General features: G+C 69.8%; 15 protein-coding genes. 3 read left to right on the top strand and 12 right to left on the bottom strand.

The genetic code is table 11. The features are described 5' to 3' along the window. Nucleotides 1-3: 3 nt before the first annotated feature. Nucleotides 4-1,221, bottom strand: a complete 1,218-nt coding sequence (gene fabB, locus ACZIYR_RS16875) for a beta-ketoacyl-ACP synthase I (protein WP_473034912.1) — start codon at nt 1,219-1,221, stop codon at nt 4-6. A gap of 13 nt (nt 1,222-1,234) precedes the next feature. Continuing rightward, the gene (fabA, locus tag ACZIYR_RS16870; RefSeq protein ID WP_473034911.1) at nt 1,235-1,750 is read right to left on the bottom strand and encodes a 3-hydroxyacyl-[acyl-carrier-protein] dehydratase FabA; all 516 of its coding nucleotides are present in this window, start codon (nt 1,748-1,750) and stop codon (nt 1,235-1,237) included. A 238-nt stretch (nt 1,751-1,988) separates the two neighbouring features. Here fabA and ACZIYR_RS16865 point away from each other — a divergent pair, with 238 nt between their 5' ends. Next, complete coding sequence (locus tag ACZIYR_RS16865) at nt 1,989-3,857, top strand: putative bifunctional diguanylate cyclase/phosphodiesterase (protein ID WP_483527502.1); 1,869 nt, start codon at nt 1,989-1,991, stop codon at nt 3,855-3,857. A 41-nt stretch (nt 3,858-3,898) separates the two neighbouring features. On the opposite strand, the gene ACZIYR_RS16860 is transcribed toward ACZIYR_RS16865, so the two are convergent. From ACZIYR_RS16860 to ACZIYR_RS16825, 8 genes are all read right to left on the bottom strand, one after another. Then, a complete protein-coding gene (locus ACZIYR_RS16860; protein ID WP_483527501.1) occupies nt 3,899-5,170 on the bottom strand; it encodes a class I SAM-dependent methyltransferase in 1,272 nt (423 codons plus the stop codon). Further along, entirely contained in the window at nt 5,167-5,988 is an 822-nt protein-coding gene (locus ACZIYR_RS16855) for a DUF1365 domain-containing protein (protein WP_473034909.1), read from the bottom strand. The genes ACZIYR_RS16860 and ACZIYR_RS16855 overlap by 4 nt, the downstream gene beginning before the upstream one ends. Further along, nucleotides 5,985-7,337, bottom strand: coding sequence for an NAD(P)/FAD-dependent oxidoreductase (locus ACZIYR_RS16850; protein ID WP_483527500.1), 1,353 nt, complete (start codon nt 7,335-7,337; stop codon nt 5,985-5,987). The genes ACZIYR_RS16855 and ACZIYR_RS16850 overlap by 4 nt, the downstream gene beginning before the upstream one ends. Then, nucleotides 7,334-8,122, bottom strand: coding sequence for an SDR family NAD(P)-dependent oxidoreductase (locus ACZIYR_RS16845; RefSeq protein WP_473034908.1), 789 nt, complete (start codon nt 8,120-8,122; stop codon nt 7,334-7,336). The genes ACZIYR_RS16850 and ACZIYR_RS16845 overlap by 4 nt, the downstream gene beginning before the upstream one ends. Nucleotides 8,123-8,154: 32 nt before the next feature. Continuing rightward, the gene (locus ACZIYR_RS16840; protein ID WP_483527499.1) at nt 8,155-8,592 is read right to left on the bottom strand and encodes a nuclear transport factor 2 family protein; all 438 of its coding nucleotides are present in this window, start codon (nt 8,590-8,592) and stop codon (nt 8,155-8,157) included. A gap of 27 nt (nt 8,593-8,619) precedes the next feature. Then, nucleotides 8,620-10,035 (bottom strand): deoxyribodipyrimidine photo-lyase, encoded by a 1,416-nt coding sequence (gene phrB, locus ACZIYR_RS16835; RefSeq protein ID WP_483527498.1) that lies wholly within the window; start codon nt 10,033-10,035, stop codon nt 8,620-8,622. A gap of 35 nt (nt 10,036-10,070) precedes the next feature. Next, nucleotides 10,071-10,985: a MerR family transcriptional regulator gene (locus ACZIYR_RS16830; protein ID WP_483527497.1), complete on the bottom strand. Its 915-nt coding sequence runs from the start codon at nt 10,983-10,985 to the stop codon at nt 10,071-10,073. Between the two features lie 132 nt (nt 10,986-11,117). After that, entirely contained in the window at nt 11,118-12,152 is a 1,035-nt protein-coding gene (locus tag ACZIYR_RS16825) for an NAD(P)/FAD-dependent oxidoreductase (protein ID WP_483527496.1), read from the bottom strand. A 105-nt stretch (nt 12,153-12,257) separates the two neighbouring features. Here ACZIYR_RS16825 and ACZIYR_RS16820 point away from each other — a divergent pair, with 105 nt between their 5' ends. Continuing rightward, nucleotides 12,258-13,169, top strand: a complete 912-nt coding sequence (locus tag ACZIYR_RS16820) for a TIGR01777 family oxidoreductase (protein WP_483527495.1) — start codon at nt 12,258-12,260, stop codon at nt 13,167-13,169. An 18-nt stretch (nt 13,170-13,187) separates the two neighbouring features. Here ACZIYR_RS16820 and rapA read toward each other — a convergent pair whose 3' ends face one another. Continuing rightward, nucleotides 13,188-16,136 carry an RNA polymerase-associated protein RapA gene (gene rapA / locus ACZIYR_RS16815; RefSeq protein ID WP_483527494.1) on the bottom strand — a complete coding sequence of 983 codons (2,949 nt, stop codon included), beginning with the start codon at nt 16,134-16,136 and terminating at the stop codon, nt 13,188-13,190. Between the two features lie 133 nt (nt 16,137-16,269). Next, a complete protein-coding gene (locus tag ACZIYR_RS16810) occupies nt 16,270-17,070 on the bottom strand; it encodes a TlpA family protein disulfide reductase (RefSeq protein WP_483527493.1) in 801 nt (266 codons plus the stop codon). Between the two features lie 149 nt (nt 17,071-17,219). Between ACZIYR_RS16810 and ACZIYR_RS16805 the strand changes: the two genes are divergently transcribed. Then, the gene (locus ACZIYR_RS16805) at nt 17,220-17,465 is read left to right on the top strand and encodes a hypothetical protein (protein ID WP_473034903.1); all 246 of its coding nucleotides are present in this window, start codon (nt 17,220-17,222) and stop codon (nt 17,463-17,465) included. Nucleotides 17,466-17,469: the final 4 nt, after the last annotated feature.

Genomic DNA, 17,469 nt, shown 5'->3' with positions numbered 1-17,469 from the left:
GCGTCAGCCCCGGTATTTCTCCAGCACCAGGCAGGCGTTGGTGCCCCCGAAGCCGAAGCTGTTGGAGAGCACCCGCTCGACGGTCGCCTCATCGCGACGCTGGGTGACGATATCGAAGCCGTCTGCCTGCTCGTCGAGCGCTTCGACGTTGGCCGAGGCGGCGATGAAGTCGTTCTCCATCATCAGCAGCGAGTAGATCGCCTCCTGCACGCCGGTGGCGCCCAGCGAGTGGCCGGTCAGCGACTTGGTGGAGCTCATGGCCGGGGTGGTATCGCCGAACACCTCACGGATCGCCTTGAGCTCGGCGACATCGCCCACCGGGGTGGAGGTGCCATGGGTGTTGATGTAGTCGATCTTGCCGTCGACGCTGGCGAGCGCCTGGCGCATGCAGCGTACCGCGCCCTCACCGGAGGGGGCGACCATGTCGTAGCCGTCGGAGGTCGCGCCGTAGCCCACGACTTCGGCATAGATCTTGGCGCCCCGGGCCTTGGCATGTTCGAGCTCCTCGAGCACCAGCATGCCGCCGCCGCCGGCGATGACGAAGCCGTCGCGGGCCTGGTCATAGGGGCGCGAGGCCTTGTCGGGGGTCTCGTTGTAGTGGGTGGAGAGCGCGCCCATGGCGTCGAACAGGCACGACAGGGTCCAGTGCTCCTCCTCCCCGCCGCCGGCGAAGACCACGTCCTGCTTGCCCATCTGGATCTGCTCCATGGCGCTGCCGATGCAGTGGGCCGAGGTGGCGCAGGCCGAGGAGATCGAGTAGTTGACCCCCTTGATCTTGAAGGGCGTGGCCAGGCAGGCGGACACGGTGCTGCCCATGGTGCGGGTCACTCGGTAGGGCCCCACGCGGCGCAGCCCTTTTTCGCGCATGACGTCGGCGGCCTCGACCTGGTTGGCGCTGGAGGCGCCGCCGGAGCCGGCGATCAGCCCGGTGCGCTCGCTGGACACCATCTCCGGGGCGAGCCCCGCATCCTCGATGGCCTGGGCCATGGAGACGTAGGCGTAGGCCGCGGCGTCACCCATGAAGCGGCGCAGCTTGCGGTCGACCAGGCTGTCGAGGTCGATGTCCACGACGCCGGCCACCTGGCTTCTGAAGCCACGCTCGGCGTAGTCTTCCTTGAAGCGAATGCCCGAGCGCCCCGTTTTCAGGGCTTCGGTAACCGCGTCGCGGTCATTGCCCAGGCAGGACACGATGCCCAGTCCAGTGACTACCACTCGTCGCATGGGAGCCTCCTGATCAGAAGTTCGCGGTAGAGGTGAACAGGCCGACGCGCAGGTCGGTGGCCTGGTAGATGTCGCGACCGTCCACGGACACCGTGCCGTCGGCGATGCCGAGGATCAGGCGCCGGGTGATGATGCGCTTGATGTCGATCTTGTAGGTGACCTTACTGGCGTCGGGCAGGATCTGGCCGGTGAACTTGACCTCGCCGCAGCCCAGGGCGCGGCCGCGGCCGGGATGGCCCAGCCAGCCCAGATAGAAGCCCACCAGCTGCCACATGGCGTCCAGCCCCAGACAGCCCGGCATCACCGGATCGCCGGGGAAGTGGCAGTCGAAGAACCACAGGTCGGGATGGATATCCAGCTCGGCGACCAGCTCGCCCTTGCCGTGATCGCCGCCGTCTTCGTAGATCCGCGTGATGCGGTCGAGCATCAGCATGTTGGGGGCCGGCAGCTGGGCATTGCCGGGGCCGAACAGTTCGCCGCGGCTGCATGCCAGCAGCTCTTCGCGTTCGAAGGAGTGTTGCTTGGTCACTGGGTCGTTCCGAGTCGCAGTTGTTGTGGGCCTCCCGCAGCGTGGCGGGCGCGTCGTCTGGCGGCGCCCCTCGCCCGGGCGGCCCCGCCTAGTCTACTGGCCGTGGCCGATGAATGCACGCCGGGCATGACGCGCCGCCGCCGAAGGATTAAAGTGTGGCGCCAACCGGCCGATAGGGGTTGCCAAGCAGGCGACTCGTGACGCCGCTCTTCCTACGCCCGTTACCGCGGACCCTGACATGCTGTCTTCCACGACCCTCAATCGCCCTCTGGCCTGGGCGGCCCTGGCCGCACTGCCGGCCTGCATCTGGCTGCCCGACCCCGGGCTGCGGCTGGTCGCGGTGGGCATTGTCGCGCTGGGGGGCGCCGACGCCTGGCGTCAGCTGCGGCGCGACCGACAGCATGCCGACCTGATGCAGCAGGCGCTGATGCTTTCCGAAGAGGGGGTGCAGATCACCGACGCCCGGCATCGTATCCTGGCGGTCAATCCGGCCTTCACCCGTATCACCGGCTTTACCGAAGAGGAGGTTCGCGGCCTCAATGCCAGCAATCTGGTGGCCGCCCGACACGATGCGGCCTTCTTCAAGCGTTACTGGCAGACCCTGGAGAGCAAGGGGCGCTGGGAAGGGGAGATCTGGAGCCGCCGCAAGCAGGGTGACGACTACCCCGAGTGGCTGCGCATCAAGGCGATCACCGATGCCCGCGGCCGCATTCGCCACTATGTCGGCACCTTCACCGATATCTCGGTGCACAAGGCCCGCGAGCAGGACCTGCGGCGCATCGGCTTCGAAGACCCGTTGACGGGCCTGCCCAACCGGCGCCGGCTGCACGACCTTATGACCTCGCGGCTGCGCCATCTGCGCGCCGGGGAGAGCCTGGATATCGCCATCATCGACATCGACGGTTTCAAGTCGGTCAACGATAGCCTGGGCGTCGAACAGGGCGACCGCCTGCTGGCCCGTTTCGGTCAGCGCCTGGTGGGCCATGTGGCCGGCGGCGTGGTCGGGCGCTTGGGCGGCGACGAATTTCTGGTGATCCGTACCACCACCTTCGATGACCACGACAACTGGATTGCCGGTCTGCGCCAGCATTTGGGGGAGCCCTTCGAGATCGGCAGTCGCTCGCTGCGCCTGGGGCTGTCCATCGGCAGCTGCCGGGCACCGGAGGACGGTCGCGACTCGGGAGTGCTGTTCCAGCGCTTGGAATCGGCGCTCTACTCGGCCAAGCGCCACGGCCGCAACGTCAGCCAGCGCTTTCGTCCTGCGCTGGACGTCCAGGAAAGCCCCCACATGGCGCTGGTCTATGCCCTGCGCGATGCCCTGGCCAACGGTGATCAGCTGGAGCTTCACTATCAGACTCAGCATCGCACCCGCGACGGCGCGGTGGTCGGCATGGAGGCGCTGCTGCGCTGGCGCCACCCGGAGCACGGCATGGTCTCCCCGGGGGATTTCATCCCCCTGGCGGAGCGGCATGGTCTGATGGGCCAGCTGGGCAACTGGGTCATTGACGAAGCCCTGGGGCAGATGGCGCGCTGGCGTGAGCTGGGCCTCCCGCTGCTTCCGGTGTGGATCAACATCTCGGCGATCCAGATGTTCCAGGGCGAGCTGGAGTCGGCGCTCTCCTCGGGGCTGGCGCGTCACGGCATTTCCGCCGACCAGCTGGGCCTGGAGCTGACCGAGTCGGTGCTGCTCGACGAGCGGGCCGGCGATATCGTGCCGCGGCTCGAGGCGCTGCGTCAGCGCGGCCATCGAATCGCCATCGACGACTTCGGCACCGGGTACTCGTCGCTGAGCTATCTCAAGCGCCTGCCCCTGGACAAGATCAAGCTCGACCGCGCCTTCATTCGCTCGCTGCCCAACGACCCCGCCGATGCCGCTATCGTCAGCGCCGTGCTGGCCATGGCCCGGGGCCTGGCCATGGACGTGGTGGCAGAGGGGGTGGAGACCGAGGGACAGCTGACGTTCCTGAACGATGCCGGCTGCGCGCTGGTGCAGGGCTTCTTCTACTCGCGGCCGGTCTCGGCCCAGGCCCTGGAAGCGCAGTGGCAGGCCGCACCCGAGGGTGCGTCGGCGGCCCCCGGCGCGCTGCGCTCTAACCCCACCCCCTGAGCGACCCTTGCCCCCTCACCCGTGACGAGGCTATCGCGGCGTCAAGGCCGTCCTAGCCGCGGCGCAGGCCGCGCGCCGGACTTGGCCAGCAGCAGCTGGCAGGTGCCGATGCTGCGCTCCGTAAATCCCCCCTCGCAGTAGCAGAGGTAGTAGCGCCACAGGCGGATGAAGCGCTCGTCGTAGCCGAGCCGGCGGACGCGCTCGAGGCTGGCCTCGAAGCGATGGCGCCACTCGCGCAGGGTGCGCGCATAGTGGGGGCCGATCTCGTCCAGGGCGAGGACGTTGAGCGAGGTGCGCCGGGTCAGGCCGTCGAGCAGGGCGCGGTGGGAGGGCAAGAAGCCGCCGGGAAAGACATGGCGCTTGATGAAGTCCATCTCCCGCTTGGCCGCCTCGAAGCGCTGGTCGCGGATGGTGATCGCCTGCAGCATGGCCAGGCCGTCGTCGGTCAGCAGCCGGTCGAGGGTGGCCAGGTAGGTGTCCAGGTATTCATGGCCCACCGCCTCGACCATCTCCACCGAGATCAGCCGATCGTAGCGACCGGTGAGCTCGCGGTAGTCCTGCTGGAGCAGGGTGATGCGCTCGCCAAGGCCCTCCTCCTCGATGCGCCGAGCGACATGAGCGTACTGCTCGGCGGAGATGGTGGTGGTGGTGACCCGACAGCCGCGGGTGCGGGCGGCATGAATCGCCAGGCCGCCCCAGCCGGTGCCGATCTCCAGCAGGTGATGGTCGGGACCAACGCCCAGCGCATCCAGCATCACATCCAGCTTGTGGGTGGAGGCCTCCTCCAGGCTCGCCTCGGCATGCGGGAAGAGGGCGCTGGAGTACATGCGGTGCTCGCGGTCGAGGAAGGTCGCGAAGAGCTCGTTGCCGATGTCGTAATGGGCGGCGATGTGGCGCCGTGCGCCGCGCCGCGTATTGCGTCGCAGGGCGTTGAGGGCGCCGAGCAGCCAGCGGCCGATTCGCGCGGGACCGTTTTCCAGCTCGCCGTTGACGCGCTCCAGGTTGAGGGCGAACAGGCGGATCAGCGCCACCAGGTCATCGGCGTCCCAGTCCCCGTCGATATAGGCTTCGGCGGCCCCTACGCTCCCGCCCAGTGCCAGGCGCCGCCAGGCCCTGGGACGACGCACCACCAGCGTGACCCGCAGCGGGCCGTCCTGGCCCAGGTGGTAGCACTGGCTGCCCTCGATCAGGGTGATCTTTCCCCCCTCGAGGCGCTGCAGCTGGGCCAGCAGCCGGGGGCGCAGCCAGCGGGTCAATTGGTCGGTCTCTTCCGCCAGGGGGCGGGGGGGGCTAGCAGAGCGCAGGGTGTTCACGATGAACCCTCCTTACGGGATCTCGGGGCGGGACCGGGGTGGTCGTGGATCGGCACGCGCTTGAGCCACAGGCGCAGCGCCTCGAAGTGGATGCCGGCCAGGGTCTTGAGGTTCATCCACGGCTGGCGCGCCAGGGTGGCGAGTAGCACCCCGCGGGTCGCGGGGCGGGCCGTCAGGGTCAGGGTGGCATCGAAATGACGCCGGCCATCCTTCCAGGTCTCCATGTGCATCATCAGCGCCTCGCCGGGCGTGTTGAAGCGCCAGCGATAGGTCATGTCCATGGGGTTGAAGGGCGAGACGTGCATCGCCTTGGCGAATTCGGCGCGGTGGACACGGCGCTGCGGCGCGACGGGACAGGCGTAATAGGCCCGCTCGCCCCAGGGGGTGTTGCTCACCTCGCCGAGCAGGGCGCGCAGCTCGCCCGCGGCGTCAAAGGCGTAGTAGAGCGAGATCGGATTGAAGCCCATGCCGAGGGTGCGTAGCTGGGTCAGCAGGCAGATCCGTCCATCCGGCGCCCAGCCCAGCTGGCGCTCGATCTCCTCCTGGGCGACCTGTTTCAGCGGCCGGTCGTGAGCGGGCAGGTCGTCCTGGGCAGGGGCCTTGTTGAGAGGGGCCTTGTTGAGATAGTCCTCGCGGCGAAAGCGGGCCAGCGCCGGACGCCGGGCGCTGAAGCCGGGCACGCCGTCGAACAGCCCGGGCAGCTCTTCCAGGTCGAGCCAGGCCATCCACACCTGGTAGGTGAAGGCGTGGTGACGCGGCAGCAAGCGACGATGACACAGGCTGCCGCGGTAGATCCGCGAGCGCGGCGTCGCGATCATGCCGGGATGCCCTCGGCGGCAGGCCGTGCGGCATCGGTCGGTGTGCCCGGCGGCGGCGTCTCTTCGTCGCAGCCCAGGCCCCTGGCGACCCGCAGGGTGCTCCACACCCCGTCCTCGTGGAAGCCGTTGCGCCAGTAGGCGCCGCAGAAGTGGGTTCGGCTCGCCCCGCCCGAGATCTCCCCGTGGCGTGCCTGGGCGGCATGGCCCGCCAGGGTGAACTGCGGGTGAGCGTAGGTGAAGCGGCCCAGCACTCGGGCCGGGTCGACGGCGGCCGTGTCGTTGAGCGTTACGCAGAAGGTGTGCGGTGCGTCCAGGCGCTGCAGGATGTTCATGTCATAGGTCACCGAGACGCGGGCGGCTTCGCCGCGGCCGTCGAGGCGGTAGTTCCAGCTCGCCCAGGCGCGGGGGCGGCGCGGCAGCAGGCGGGTGTCGGTATGCAGCACCACGTCGTTGTCGCGGTAGGGCAGAGCGCCGAGGATCTCGCGCTCGGTGGCGCCGGCGTCATCCAGCAGGGCCAGCGCCTGATCGGCGTGGCAGGCCAGCACCACCTGGTCGAAGCGCTCGACGCCCTGGTCGGTGCGCAGTGCAACGCCGTCGGTCAGGCGGCGGATGCCGCGTACCGGGGTCGAGAGGCGGATGCGCTCGGAGTAGGGAGCGGTCAGCGCCGGGATATAGGCGCGCGAGCCGCCCACCAGGGTGTACCACTGGGGCCGGTCGTTCACCGACAGCAGGCCGTGGTGGCGGAAGAAGCGCAGGAAGAACAGCGCCGGGAAGGCGCGCAGGCTATCGATGCTGGCCGACCAGATGGCGGCGCCCATGGGCAGCAGGTAGCGGGTCTGGAACGCCTGGCCGTAACCGCCGCTTTCCAGATACGCCCCCAGGGGGGTGGCGGCATCCAGCCGGTCGCCGTCGAGGTCGCGTAGGGCGCGGCGGTTGAAGCGCAGGATGTCGGCCAGCAGGCGGTAGAACGCGGGGCGCAGCAGATTGCGACGCTGGGCGAACAGGGTCGCCAGGGTATGGCCGTTGTACTCGAAGTCGCGATCGGTCTGGTGCACCGAAAAGCTCATCTCGGTGGGCTGGCTGGCGACCCCCAGCGTCGCCATCAGGCGCTGGAAGTGGGGGTAGGTCCAGTCGTTGAAGACGATGAAACCGGTATCGATGGCGTAGCGGCGGCCGTCGAGTTCGACATCCACGGTGGCGGTGTGACCGCCCAGGCGTTCGCCGGCCTCGAACAGCGTGACCTCGTGACGGGGGCTCAGGTACCAGGCGGCCGCCATGCCGCTGATACCGCTCCCCACCACGGCGATGCGCTGTGGCTGGGGGGGCAGGGACAAGCAGGGTGCGTTCATGGCTGGGCCTCCGTGGCCGATGACCGGGACAGGCGTCGCCCGAGCCGGAAGCGCAGCCCGGGCGGCAGAAGGCCGAGCAGGCGCAGCGCCAGGGTGAAGCGACGCGGAAAGTGGATGTCCAGGCGGCGTCGGGCCAGCCCGGCGAGAATGGCCTTGGCGGCGGCGTCGGCGGGGATGCGCATCGGCATGGCGAAGTCGTTGCGCTCGGTCAGCGGCGTCTCGACGAAACCGGGATGGATCACGCTGACGTCGATGCCTTCGGCGTGGAGGTCCTGGCGCAGCGACTCCAGGAAGTGGCTCAATGCCGCCTTGGAGGCGCCGTAGGCTTCGGCCCGGGGCAGCGGCAGGTAGGCCGCGGCGCTGGAGGTGGCGGCGAGCAGCGGATGGTGGCCCTGTGCCCTGGCCCGGCGCAGCAGCGGCAGGGCCGCCTCGATGCAGTGAATGGTGCCGAAGACGTTGACGGTGAAGACCCGCTCGACCAGTGCGGCATCGAAGTCATGCACCTCCAGGTACTCGCAGGTGCCGGCGTTGAGCAGCGCCAGGTCGAGGCCGCCGAAGGCGTCGGCGAGTCGCTCGCCGGCGCGAGCCACGGCGTCCCGGTCGGTCACGTCCAGCGGCAGCGCCAGGGCATTGTCATATCCCGCGGTGAGCTGGGCCAGCGCGCCTTCTCCCCGGGCGCTCAGCGCGACGCGGTGTCCCTGCGCCAGCAGCCGCAGGGCCAGGGCGCGCCCGATGCCGGAGGTGGCACCGGTCAGCCAGATGCGTTGGGTCGCGGGTCGGGGCATGTGGCCTCCAGTGGATGGCGGCCGTAGCCGCCCTAGCCGAAGCGTCGCTTGAGCTGTCGAATCACCCCGCCAAGCAGCGGCAAGCGCTCATAGAGCAGGGCGCCAACGTCGAAATAGTCGCGGTGGAAGGCCACCCTGCCGCTGCCGTCGGCGGCAAAGCGCAGCCGGGAGCAGCCCTCGACCCGGATGTCGCGCCCTTTCGCCAGTCGGGGATGGGCCAGATGCAGGGTCCAAGTGGCGAAGGCGGTATCGCCCAGACGCTGTCGCTCATGGAACTCGAACCGGCACGACGTCACATTCTCGTACAGGCTGGCGAAGTAGCGTTCCAGCGCCTCTGCTCCCTCTATGCGGTGCAGCGGGTCGATAAATTCGACGTCCTCAGTATAGAACCTGTAAAGTTCTTTTGTACAGCTTTTGTCAAGATTATTGAAGAAGCCGCAGAAGGCTTCCAGGTGCGGGTCCCGGTGCATGGGGCGTACCTCTCGGTGTGGCCTGGCTCAGTCGGCCTTGAGCGCGGCGAAGGCCGCTAGGGCGCGGGCTCGGGCCTCCTTGTGATCGACGATGGGCGGCGGATAGCCGATCTCATCCCGGCGGTCGGTCGGCGGGGCATGACGGGCCTTGGCCGGCAGGCCGGCTAGCTCGGGCAGCCACTCGGCGAGAAAGCGGCCCTCAGGGTCGAAGCGCTGAGACTGGGTGGTGGGATTGAAGATGCGGAAATAGGGGGCGGCATCGGTGCCGGTGGAGGCCGCCCACTGCCAGCCGCCGTTGTTGGCGCTGAATTCGCCGTCCACCAGGTGGCGCAGGAAGAAGGCCTCGCCGCGTCGCCAGTCGATCAGCAGGTGCTTGGCGAGAAACATGGCGGTGATCATGCGTAGCCGGTTGTGCATCCAGCCGGTGCTCACCAGCTGGCGCATGGCGGCGTCGACGATGGGGTAGCCGGTGCGGCCTTCGCACCAGGCGGCGAAGCCCGCCTCGTCGTCGCGCCAGGCGAGTTGCTCGGTGTGGGCCTGGAAGGGGCGGTGGCGACACACCCGGGGGAAGCCGAAGGCGATGTGCTGGTAGAACTCGCGCCACACCAGCTCGTTGACCCAGGCGACCAGACCGGCGTTGCCCTCGGCCAGCTGGCCGTCATTCTCGGCCAGCACCGCCTGCAGGCACTGGCGATGGGAGAGCATGCCCAGCGCCAGGTAGGGCGAGAGCTCGCTGGTGCCGTGGGTCGCCGGAAAATCGCGCTGCTGGGCGTAGTGCCGGGCGCGAAAGCGCAGGAAGCGCTCGAGCCGGTCGGCGGCCGGGCCCTCCCCGGCGGGCCATCGGCGGCCGTCGATGGGGGCGTCCGGCAGCTCGGGCTGTGCGGGCAGCGGATCGCCGGCAATGCCGGTGTCCGCCTGGGGCGCCGGGGTGTCGGCAAGGGTCAGGCGCTCCGGGGACAGCTGGCGATGCCAGCGCTTCGCGAAGGGGGTGAAGACGCCGTAGTAGTCCCCCTTGCCGGTCAACAGCTCGCCGGGCGCGAAGGCCACGCCGTCGTGGTGGCCGTGAGCATCGAGCCCGTTGGCCTGGAAGGCCTCGACTACCGCCCGGTCCCGGGCCACCTCGTTCAGCGGGTACTCGTGGTTGAAATGCAGCGCCGTGGCGCCGACGTCGCGGGCGATGGTCAGCAGCGCTTCGGGGGCCTGGTCGAAGGCCTCGAGGTCGCGATGGAGCAGCGGGATATTGAGCCCGGCCAGGGCCTCGCCCAGCGCCGCCACGCCGCGGTGCCAGAAATCCAGCTTGTTGGCGCCGTGCCCGTGGCGCTGCCACTGGGGCAGGCAGCGCAGGAAGACCGCCACCACCGGCCCCTGGCGGGCCGCGGCGGCCAGGGCGGCGTTGTCGGTAATGCGCAGGTCGCTACGAAACCACATCAGGACGGGTGGCATGGCGGCTCCTTGGGCGTGGCGATCGGAGGGGGCGATCACGCCTCGTGCAGCAGGGTGCCCAGGCGGGTGATGGCCGGGGGCAGATCGTCGCCGAGCAGCGCCACCTGGCTGGCCTTGAGGTCGCTCTGGCGAATCCGCGCCACCGGCCCACACAGCGCCAGCGGCACCTCCAGCTGCTCTGCCAGGCGTGGCAGCTGGCGGCGGATCAGGTCGGCGCGTTCGGCGCGGCCGCTGGCCATCAGCAGGGCCGAGGCCTTGAGTCGCTCCGCTGCCAGCGGCAGCTCACCCAGCGGCAGGGGAGCGTCGAACAGCTGGATATGGTAGCCGGCATCGCTGGCCGCCAGTGCCGCCAGTAGCAGCCACAGGGGGCCCGGGTCGTCGGGTAGCGGGGTCATCAGCAGGCGCGGTCCCTGGCTTACCTGGTTGGCGTGGTAGAGCCGCGTGCCGATGCAGGTACGCAGAAAGGCCTCCAGGGCTCGGCGCTGCAGGGCGGCGCCGAGCTGGTCCTCCCAGCGCTCCTCCAGTTCGCGCACGGCCGGCTGCCACAGCTCGGCCAGGCAGGTGGGCACCGGATAGAGCGACATCCCCTGGTGGAACAGCGCCTCCAGGCGCGCCAGGTCCAGGGCTTCCACCGCCGCGACCAGCTGGCGCCGCTGGCTCGGCCAGTCGCCGGACGCCGGCTCGGGGTCGGGGACGACCTCCGGCTGGTCGAGCAGGTCCTTGACCTGGCTGACCGGGACGCCGCGGTTGAGCCACTGCAGGATGCGTTCGACGCGCTCGATGTCCTCGCGGGCGTAGAGGCGGTGCCCCTTGGGGGTACGCTGGGGGCAAATCAGCCCGTAGCGACGCTCCCAGGCGCGCAGGGTGACCGAGTTGACACCGGTGAGTCGGGACACCTCGCGTATCGGGTACAGCGGCGTGTCGGCCGGGTGGGTCGCCTTGTCGGTCATGCTGCGCTTGCCTCCTGGTTGGGCGGGACCGAACGCCTCCGCCTGTCGTCACCTTGGTCCGGGCGCCTTCGCCCTGCATCTCGCGGTATTGTACACCAGTCTGGCGGTGTACAACTGCCGCCAGCGGCCGGATCAGTCATCTTCCGCCAGCGCCTGGCCGAGGTGGTGGCCGGACAGCCAGGCGTCCTCGACGCGGGGCCCGCGCCAGCCGTCGCCGCACAGCGCCAGGCCGTCGGTCCCGCGCCGGTAGTCGCGGTTGACCGCCTCGCCGCTGGCGAACACATCGGGCTGGGCATAGCGCCAGCGGTGGGCGCCCGCCTCGCTGGGCGCGGGAAGCGTGACGCCCGCAGGCAGCACCTCGCCCAGGGCGTCGAGCAGCGCGGCCGCCACCCAGGAGGCGTCGGCCTCCAGGTGTTCCTGGCTCCAGGTCAGCCTGGCCAGCAGGGTCAGGCTTTCCCCCTGTCCTTCGCGGCCGGGCTTGGTGTCGTTGCGGGCCACGAAGCGCAGCGGCCCCTCGGCCGGCATGGCCGCCTGCCAGTCCTCCGGCACGCCGGGCAGGCGCGGTAGCGGTGCTGAGAAGCGTGCCCAGGCGGCCCAGCAGGGGCGCTGGATGACCCGGCGGCAGGCCTCGGCGAGCGCCGCGTCATGGGGCGCCACCAGGGGTTCGGCCTGGGGCGAGGGAGCGCTCACAACCACCCGGGCGTAGGGCCCGTGGCGATGGCCGCCGTGGTCGTGCAGCCACCAGCCAGTGCTATCGCGGCTAAGCTGGACGATGCGCGTTTCGGCGTGCAGCGTCAGGCCTTCGGCCAGGTGGCGGGTGATGGCGCTCATGCGCGGCGTGCCGATATAGCGGGTGCGGCCGTCATGGTGGCTGTGCCACTGGCCGCCCTCCACGCGCCACACCCGCTGGGGCCAGGGAGCGATGCGTCGGTCCCGGGACCAGGCTTCCACTTCCCGCTGAAAGCTCGGGTCCCTTACGCTGAAGAACTGGGCGCCGATATCCAGGTGGGCACCCGTCAGCCGCCGGGTCGCCAGGCGTCCGCCGGGGCCGCGGGACTTCTCAAACAGCGTCACCGGCCGGCCGGCCGCGGTGAGGGCGCGGGCGCAGGCCAGGCCGGCGATGCCGGCGCCGATGATGGCGGTGGAGCGGGGAGCCGATGGGGTCATGGGTGCCTCACGCAATTGGGCGGCTTTTCCGCTAGACTAGCAGAAGTGTACAACGGTTGTATAACCAACCTTTCGCCATCAACGATGCCAGGGGAGGAATTCGGGATGCGAGTGCTGATTACCGGAGGCAGTGGGTTCGTCGGACAGCGGCTGTGTCAACGCCTCGATGAGGCGGGGCATCGGCTGCTGGTAGTGTCCCGCGACCCTGAGGCGGTGCGCAGTCGGTTACCCGAGGGGGCCGATCTGCGCCGCTCAGTGCTGGATTTCGTCGACTCCCCGCCCGATGCCATCGTCAACCTGGCCGGCGAGTCGATTGCCGGTCGGCGCTGGAGCGACAACCAGAAGAAGCGGCTGATCGACTCGCGGGTCAACATTACCCGCGACCTGGTGATGCTCTGCGAGCAGCTCAAGCAGGCCAACGGACAGGCGCCGCGGGTGATGGTCTCAGGGTCGGCAATGGGTTACTACGGCGACCAGGGGGACACCGAGGTCACCGAGGAGACGCCGCCCCACGACGAGTTCGCCCATCGGCTCTGCAAGCGCTGGGAGGATGCCGCCAGGGAGGCGACCGCGTTCGGCACTCGGGTGGTACTGCTGCGAATCGGCCTGGTGCTCGACGCCGGCGGCGGCAGCCTGGAGAAGATGCTGCCGCCCTTCAAGCTGGGCCTTGGAGGCCGCTTTGGCGACGGCAAGCAGTTTATGCCCTGGATTCATCGCGAGGATCTGGTGCGGGCGATTCTCTTCCTGCTCGAACGTGACGACCTGGAGGGGCCGGTCAACGGCAGCGCGCCCCACCCGGTGCGCAACGCCGAGTTCGCTCGTACCCTGGCGAAGCAGCTGCGGCGGCCGGCGGCGCTGCCGGTGCCGGCCATCGCCCTGGAAACCGCCTTCGGCGAGATGGCGCGGCTGCTGCTGACCGGTGCCGACATGCGCCCCGCGCGGCTGCTCGAGGCAGGGTTCGAGTTCCACTTCCCGACCCTCGAGCAGGCGCTGGCGGATATCCTCGGCAAGTCCTGACGCTTACCGCCACGAGGCTCAGCGGCTCTCGTCACCCACCGTGACGATGACGCGCACCGAATCCAGGCGTAGGCGGGTGCCCTCGATGGCCTCGTCCAGGGCGGTGCGCTCGGCGCGCAGCGCGGCGATCTCGTCCTCGCGCACTGCCGGGTTGTGGCGCGCCAGGGCCGTCAGGCGGGCCAGCTCGCCGTCCAGGGCCGAACGCATGCGTCCCTGGGCGGCCTCGACGATGGAGGGCAGCTCGCGCTCCGCCTCGCCCTCGCCGCGGTCGAGCAGGTCGCGCAGCACCTCCAGCCGGCTGCGGATCAGGTCTCGCGCCATGGCCTTCTTGACCTTCTGCAGGTTCTTGGAGAGCCCGCTGAAGGAGATCTTGTCGGTGAGGTTGGCGCCCGACTCGTCGAGCAGCACCCGCACCGCGGTGGGCGGCAAGAAGCGGTTGAGGTGCAGCCGCTTCGGTGCCGGGCAGTGGGTGCGAAACACCAGCTCGGCCATTACCCGACCGGCGGGCAGCGCCGGGTGCTTGAGCAGCGCCAGCGCGGTATTGCCCATGGTGCCGTCGAGGATACGCCCCATCATCTCGCGGACCAGCGGATGTTCCCAGGAGAGCCGCTGGACGTCGTCACGGGAGAGCGCACGCAGCCGGGAGAAGGTCGCTGAGAAGCCCTCCTCCCCTTTCACCAGGCCGGGCAGGCCGTCGAGCATCTGCTGGCTGGGCGTCAGGTGCTGGATGCCGCCGCCCAGCTCCTGGCTGTCCACCCCGAAGATGTCCAGGGCCAGGTCGAGGTAGCGGGGCAGGGCGCGGTCCTCGTCCAGCTCGCCGATCGCCGCGGCCACCGCCTCGGCGCGCTCCGGGCGGCAGGCGTTGAGCTCCAGCAGGCGATTGCGGCCGGCGTCGCGCTCGGCCAGGCGGCTCTCGAAGAAGGCGCGGGTCTCTTCCACCACCTCGGTCAGCGCCTCCTCGTCGAGCAGCGCCTCGGCCAGGGGATCGCCGAAGGCGTCGAAGATCTCGCTGCCGATGCCGTGGGGGGCGCTGAAGGCGTCCATGCCGTCCCGGTACCAGCGCAGCATCTTCTCGCCGGGGCTGCCCTCGAACACCGGCACATGGAGCTCGATGGCATGATGCTGGCCGATGCGGTCCAGGCGGCCGATACGCTGCTCCAGCTGGTCCGGATGCAGGGGGAGGTCGAACATCACCAGGTGGCGGCAGAACTGGAAGTTGCGTCCCTCGGAGCCGATCTCCGAGCAGACCAGCACCTGGCAGCCCTCCTCCTCGTCGGCGAAGGCCGCGGCGGCGCGGTCGCGCTCCACCAGGGAGAGTCCCTCGTGGAACACCGGCGCATGGTAGCCGCCCAGCACCCGCAGCGCCTCGGCCAGCCCCTGGGCGGTCTCCCGGTCATGGGCGATCACCAGCACCTTGTCGCCGGCCAGCCCCCCGTCGGCGTCGTCGGCCAGCCGCTCCAGCAGCCAGTTGACCCGGGGATCGATCTGCCACCAGGGCTCCCCGTTGAGAGGGTCGTCGGCCAGGGCGCGGTACATGGCGTCCAGGTAGACCAGCACCTCGGGGTGGTCGAGGCCGGTCTCGATCAGCAGCTCGTCCAGGTAGTCTTCGTCGCGCTCCAGCTTGCGCAGTACCCGGCGGTAGGCGGAGGGCAGGGCGAGCTCGGTGACATGCAGGTGGCGCTCCGGGAAGCCGCCCACGTGGCGGCGACTGTTGCGGAACATCACCCGGCCGGTGCCGTGGCGGTCGAGCAGCTGGTCGCGCAGCTGGTCCCGGGCGGTGGTGCGCTGAGCCTCGCTGGCCTCGGGGTTGGCCAGGGTGTCGAGCAGCGCCAGGCTGTCGGCCTCATTGATCACCGCGGCGACCCGCTCGCGGTCGGCGCCCTCGCCGGGCAGGCGCTCCAGGGCGTCGATCGCCTCGGCCACCTCGACATAGTGGGCCTCCTCCTCGCGGAAGGCGGCCAGGCTGTGGTAGCGGTCTGGGTCGAGAAGGCGCAGGCGGGCGAAGTGGCTCGCCACGCCCATCTGCTCGGGAGTGGCGGTGAGCAGCAGCAGCCCCTCGCTCTCCTGGGCCAGGCGTGCCACGCAGGCGTAGCCGGGCCCCACCTGCTCCTCGCTCCAGTCCAGGTGGTGGGCCTCATCGACGATCAGCAGATCCCAGGCGCAGGCCAGGGCCTGGGACTGGCGGTGGGGGTTGGCGAACAGCCAGTCCTGGCTGGCCAGGATCAGCTGACCGGCCTCGAAAGGGTTGGCGTCGCCGTGGGCCTGGCTCTGCTGCTCGTCGAGCAGGGTCACCTCCAGGGCGAAGCGGCGCAGCAGCTCCACCAGCCACTGATGGCAGAGGCTCGCCGGTACCAGGATCAGCGCCCGTTCGGCGCGGCCGGTGAGCAGCAGGCGATGCAGGATCAGCCCCGCCTCGATGGTCTTGCCCAGCCCCACCTCGTCGGCCAGCAGCACGCGCGGCGCGTGGCGCCGGGCCACTTCGTCGGCGATGTAGAGCTGATGGGGAATCAGGTCGATGCGCGGTCCGGCCAGGCCCAGGGCCGGGTTCTGCTCGATGCGGTGATGATGGTGCAGGGTGCGAAAGCGAAGGTCGAACCAGTCGTTGCGGTCCACCTGGCCGGTGAGCAGGCGGTCGCGGGCCTGGTCGAACTGCATGGTGTCGGCAAGCCGCGCCTCGGGCAGCTCGGTGAGCTCGCCCTGGTCATCCTCGCCGATGTAGACGATCAGGCCGCCCACCTCCTTGCTGTCCTCGACCCGCATCTGCCAGCCGTCGGCGGACCGGATGCGGTCGCCGCTGCCGAACACCACCCGCGTCAGCGGCGCCTGGCGGCTGCTGTAGGTGCGGGTTTCCTGGCTGGCGCCGAACAGGACGGTGACGCTGCGTGCATCGCAGCTGAGGATGGTGCCCAGACCCAGCTCGGCCTCGCCGTCGCTGATCCAGCGCTGGCCGGGTGAAAAGTCGCTCATGGTGCCTCGGAGGATGCTGATAACGGTGCGCACGCCGCCGACGGCTCGAACCGGCGGCAGCAACGGGGCGGGCGATTCTAACGCAAAGCCCGCCCCGGCTTAAGGGTGGCGCTGGCGGGCAGAACCTGCTAGCTCAGTGGCGGCGCAGCCAGCCGTCGAGCTGGGCGCGGGAGAGCTCGCCGACGTGACGCTCCACGGCGCGGCCTTCGGCGTCGAACAGCACCGTGGTGGGCAGCCCGGGCGACTCCATGAGCATCATCAGCTCCTGATGGGGATCGAGCAGCGGGTAGCGAAACGCCAGCGCCTGCTCGTCGAGGTAGCGGACCACCTGCAACAGCTCCTCGCCCTGATTGGCCACCACCACGGTGACGCCATCGCGGGTATCGGCCTCGGCCAGCAGCGGCATCTCGCGCAGGCAGGGCGGGCACCAGGTGGCCCACAGGTTGACCACCACGCGCTCGCCGCGCAGGTCGTGGAGGTGCACCGTCTCGCCCTCGAGGTTCTCCAGGGCGACATCGGGCAGCTCGCCCACCACCATGTTGCCGCCCAGCGGGGCCAGGGTCACCAGCACCAGCCACAGTGCCGAGGCGCCCACCGTCAGCGCCATGGCGCCGATCAGCCGCAGCAGATGGTCGCGCAGGGCCCAGCCGGTCCAGATCAGCGCGGCGAGCAGCCCCCACAGGCCGTGATAGCCCGGCAGCCAGAGCTTGAGGATGTCCAGGGGGGCGGCGGCATAGGCGTCCAGGTGCATCGCCACATGGCCCAGCCGGGCACCCACCAGCCAGGCCAGGATCAGGCCGTTGAACCAGCGCGCCCGGGCGCTGGTGGAGAGCCCCAGCAGCAGCCAGGCGGCGAGAAGCAGCAGCAGCGCACAGGCCAGGGCATAGAGGCGGGGAATCGAAATCAGCACGGGGCCCAGGGCGAAGGCATCCATGGGTATGGCTCCGGGGTGCGGGGTCGGCGCCGGCGGCGGGACCGGGTAGAATCACACGCTTACGACAGCGTTTCGATAAAGGCATGCCTACTGTTCATCGACAGGGCCAGCTTTTCAAGCGCCGCTATGCCACCCGGTGGGAGCCGTTCATGGTCAACAAGCCTCTCGATACCCTGCGTGCCCTGGCCATTGGCAGCCAGGCACTGGGGTTCATCGCCATCATCACCCTGGAAACCCTGATGGGCAATGCCGCTCGGCCCTGGCAGGGGCTGACCCTGGCGCTGATGGTGGCCTTTGCGCTGGCGCTTGCCGTGGTGCGGCTCTATCGGCGCAACAAGGCGCGCAAGGCGCTGGACCGGCGCCTGGCGGACGACGAGGACGACGATGCGCCCTGACGCG

The organism is Billgrantia sp. NRB1 (genome assembly GCF_056921725.1).
Note: the sequence above shows the minus strand (reverse complement) of the source record. Positions and strands in the feature narration are given on the sequence as shown.

What these genes read in the sequence shown, in the direction of transcription:
- fabB (WP_473034912.1), bottom strand. Translation starts at nt 1,221, where the DNA reads ATGCGACGAGTGGTAGTCACTGGACTGGGCATCGTGTCCTGCCTGGGC.
- ACZIYR_RS16865 (WP_483527502.1), top strand. Translation starts at nt 1,989, where the DNA reads ATGCTGTCTTCCACGACCCTCAATCGCCCTCTGGCCTGGGCGGCCCTG.
- ACZIYR_RS16855 (WP_473034909.1), bottom strand. Translation starts at nt 5,988, where the DNA reads ATGATCGCGACGCCGCGCTCGCGGATCTACCGCGGCAGCCTGTGTCAT.
- ACZIYR_RS16850 (WP_483527500.1), bottom strand. Translation starts at nt 7,337, where the DNA reads ATGAACGCACCCTGCTTGTCCCTGCCCCCCCAGCCACAGCGCATCGCC.
- ACZIYR_RS16845 (WP_473034908.1), bottom strand. Translation starts at nt 8,122, where the DNA reads ATGCCCCGACCCGCGACCCAACGCATCTGGCTGACCGGTGCCACCTCC.
- ACZIYR_RS16840 (WP_483527499.1), bottom strand. Translation starts at nt 8,592, where the DNA reads ATGCACCGGGACCCGCACCTGGAAGCCTTCTGCGGCTTCTTCAATAAT.
- phrB (WP_483527498.1), bottom strand. Translation starts at nt 10,035, where the DNA reads ATGCCACCCGTCCTGATGTGGTTTCGTAGCGACCTGCGCATTACCGAC.
- ACZIYR_RS16830 (WP_483527497.1), bottom strand. Translation starts at nt 10,985, where the DNA reads ATGACCGACAAGGCGACCCACCCGGCCGACACGCCGCTGTACCCGATA.
- ACZIYR_RS16825 (WP_483527496.1), bottom strand. Translation starts at nt 12,152, where the DNA reads ATGACCCCATCGGCTCCCCGCTCCACCGCCATCATCGGCGCCGGCATC.
- ACZIYR_RS16820 (WP_483527495.1), top strand. Translation starts at nt 12,258, where the DNA reads ATGCGAGTGCTGATTACCGGAGGCAGTGGGTTCGTCGGACAGCGGCTG.
- rapA (WP_483527494.1), bottom strand. Translation starts at nt 16,136, where the DNA reads ATGAGCGACTTTTCACCCGGCCAGCGCTGGATCAGCGACGGCGAGGCC.
- ACZIYR_RS16810 (WP_483527493.1), bottom strand. Translation starts at nt 17,070, where the DNA reads ATGGATGCCTTCGCCCTGGGCCCCGTGCTGATTTCGATTCCCCGCCTC.
- ACZIYR_RS16805 (WP_473034903.1), top strand. Translation starts at nt 17,220, where the DNA reads ATGGTCAACAAGCCTCTCGATACCCTGCGTGCCCTGGCCATTGGCAGC.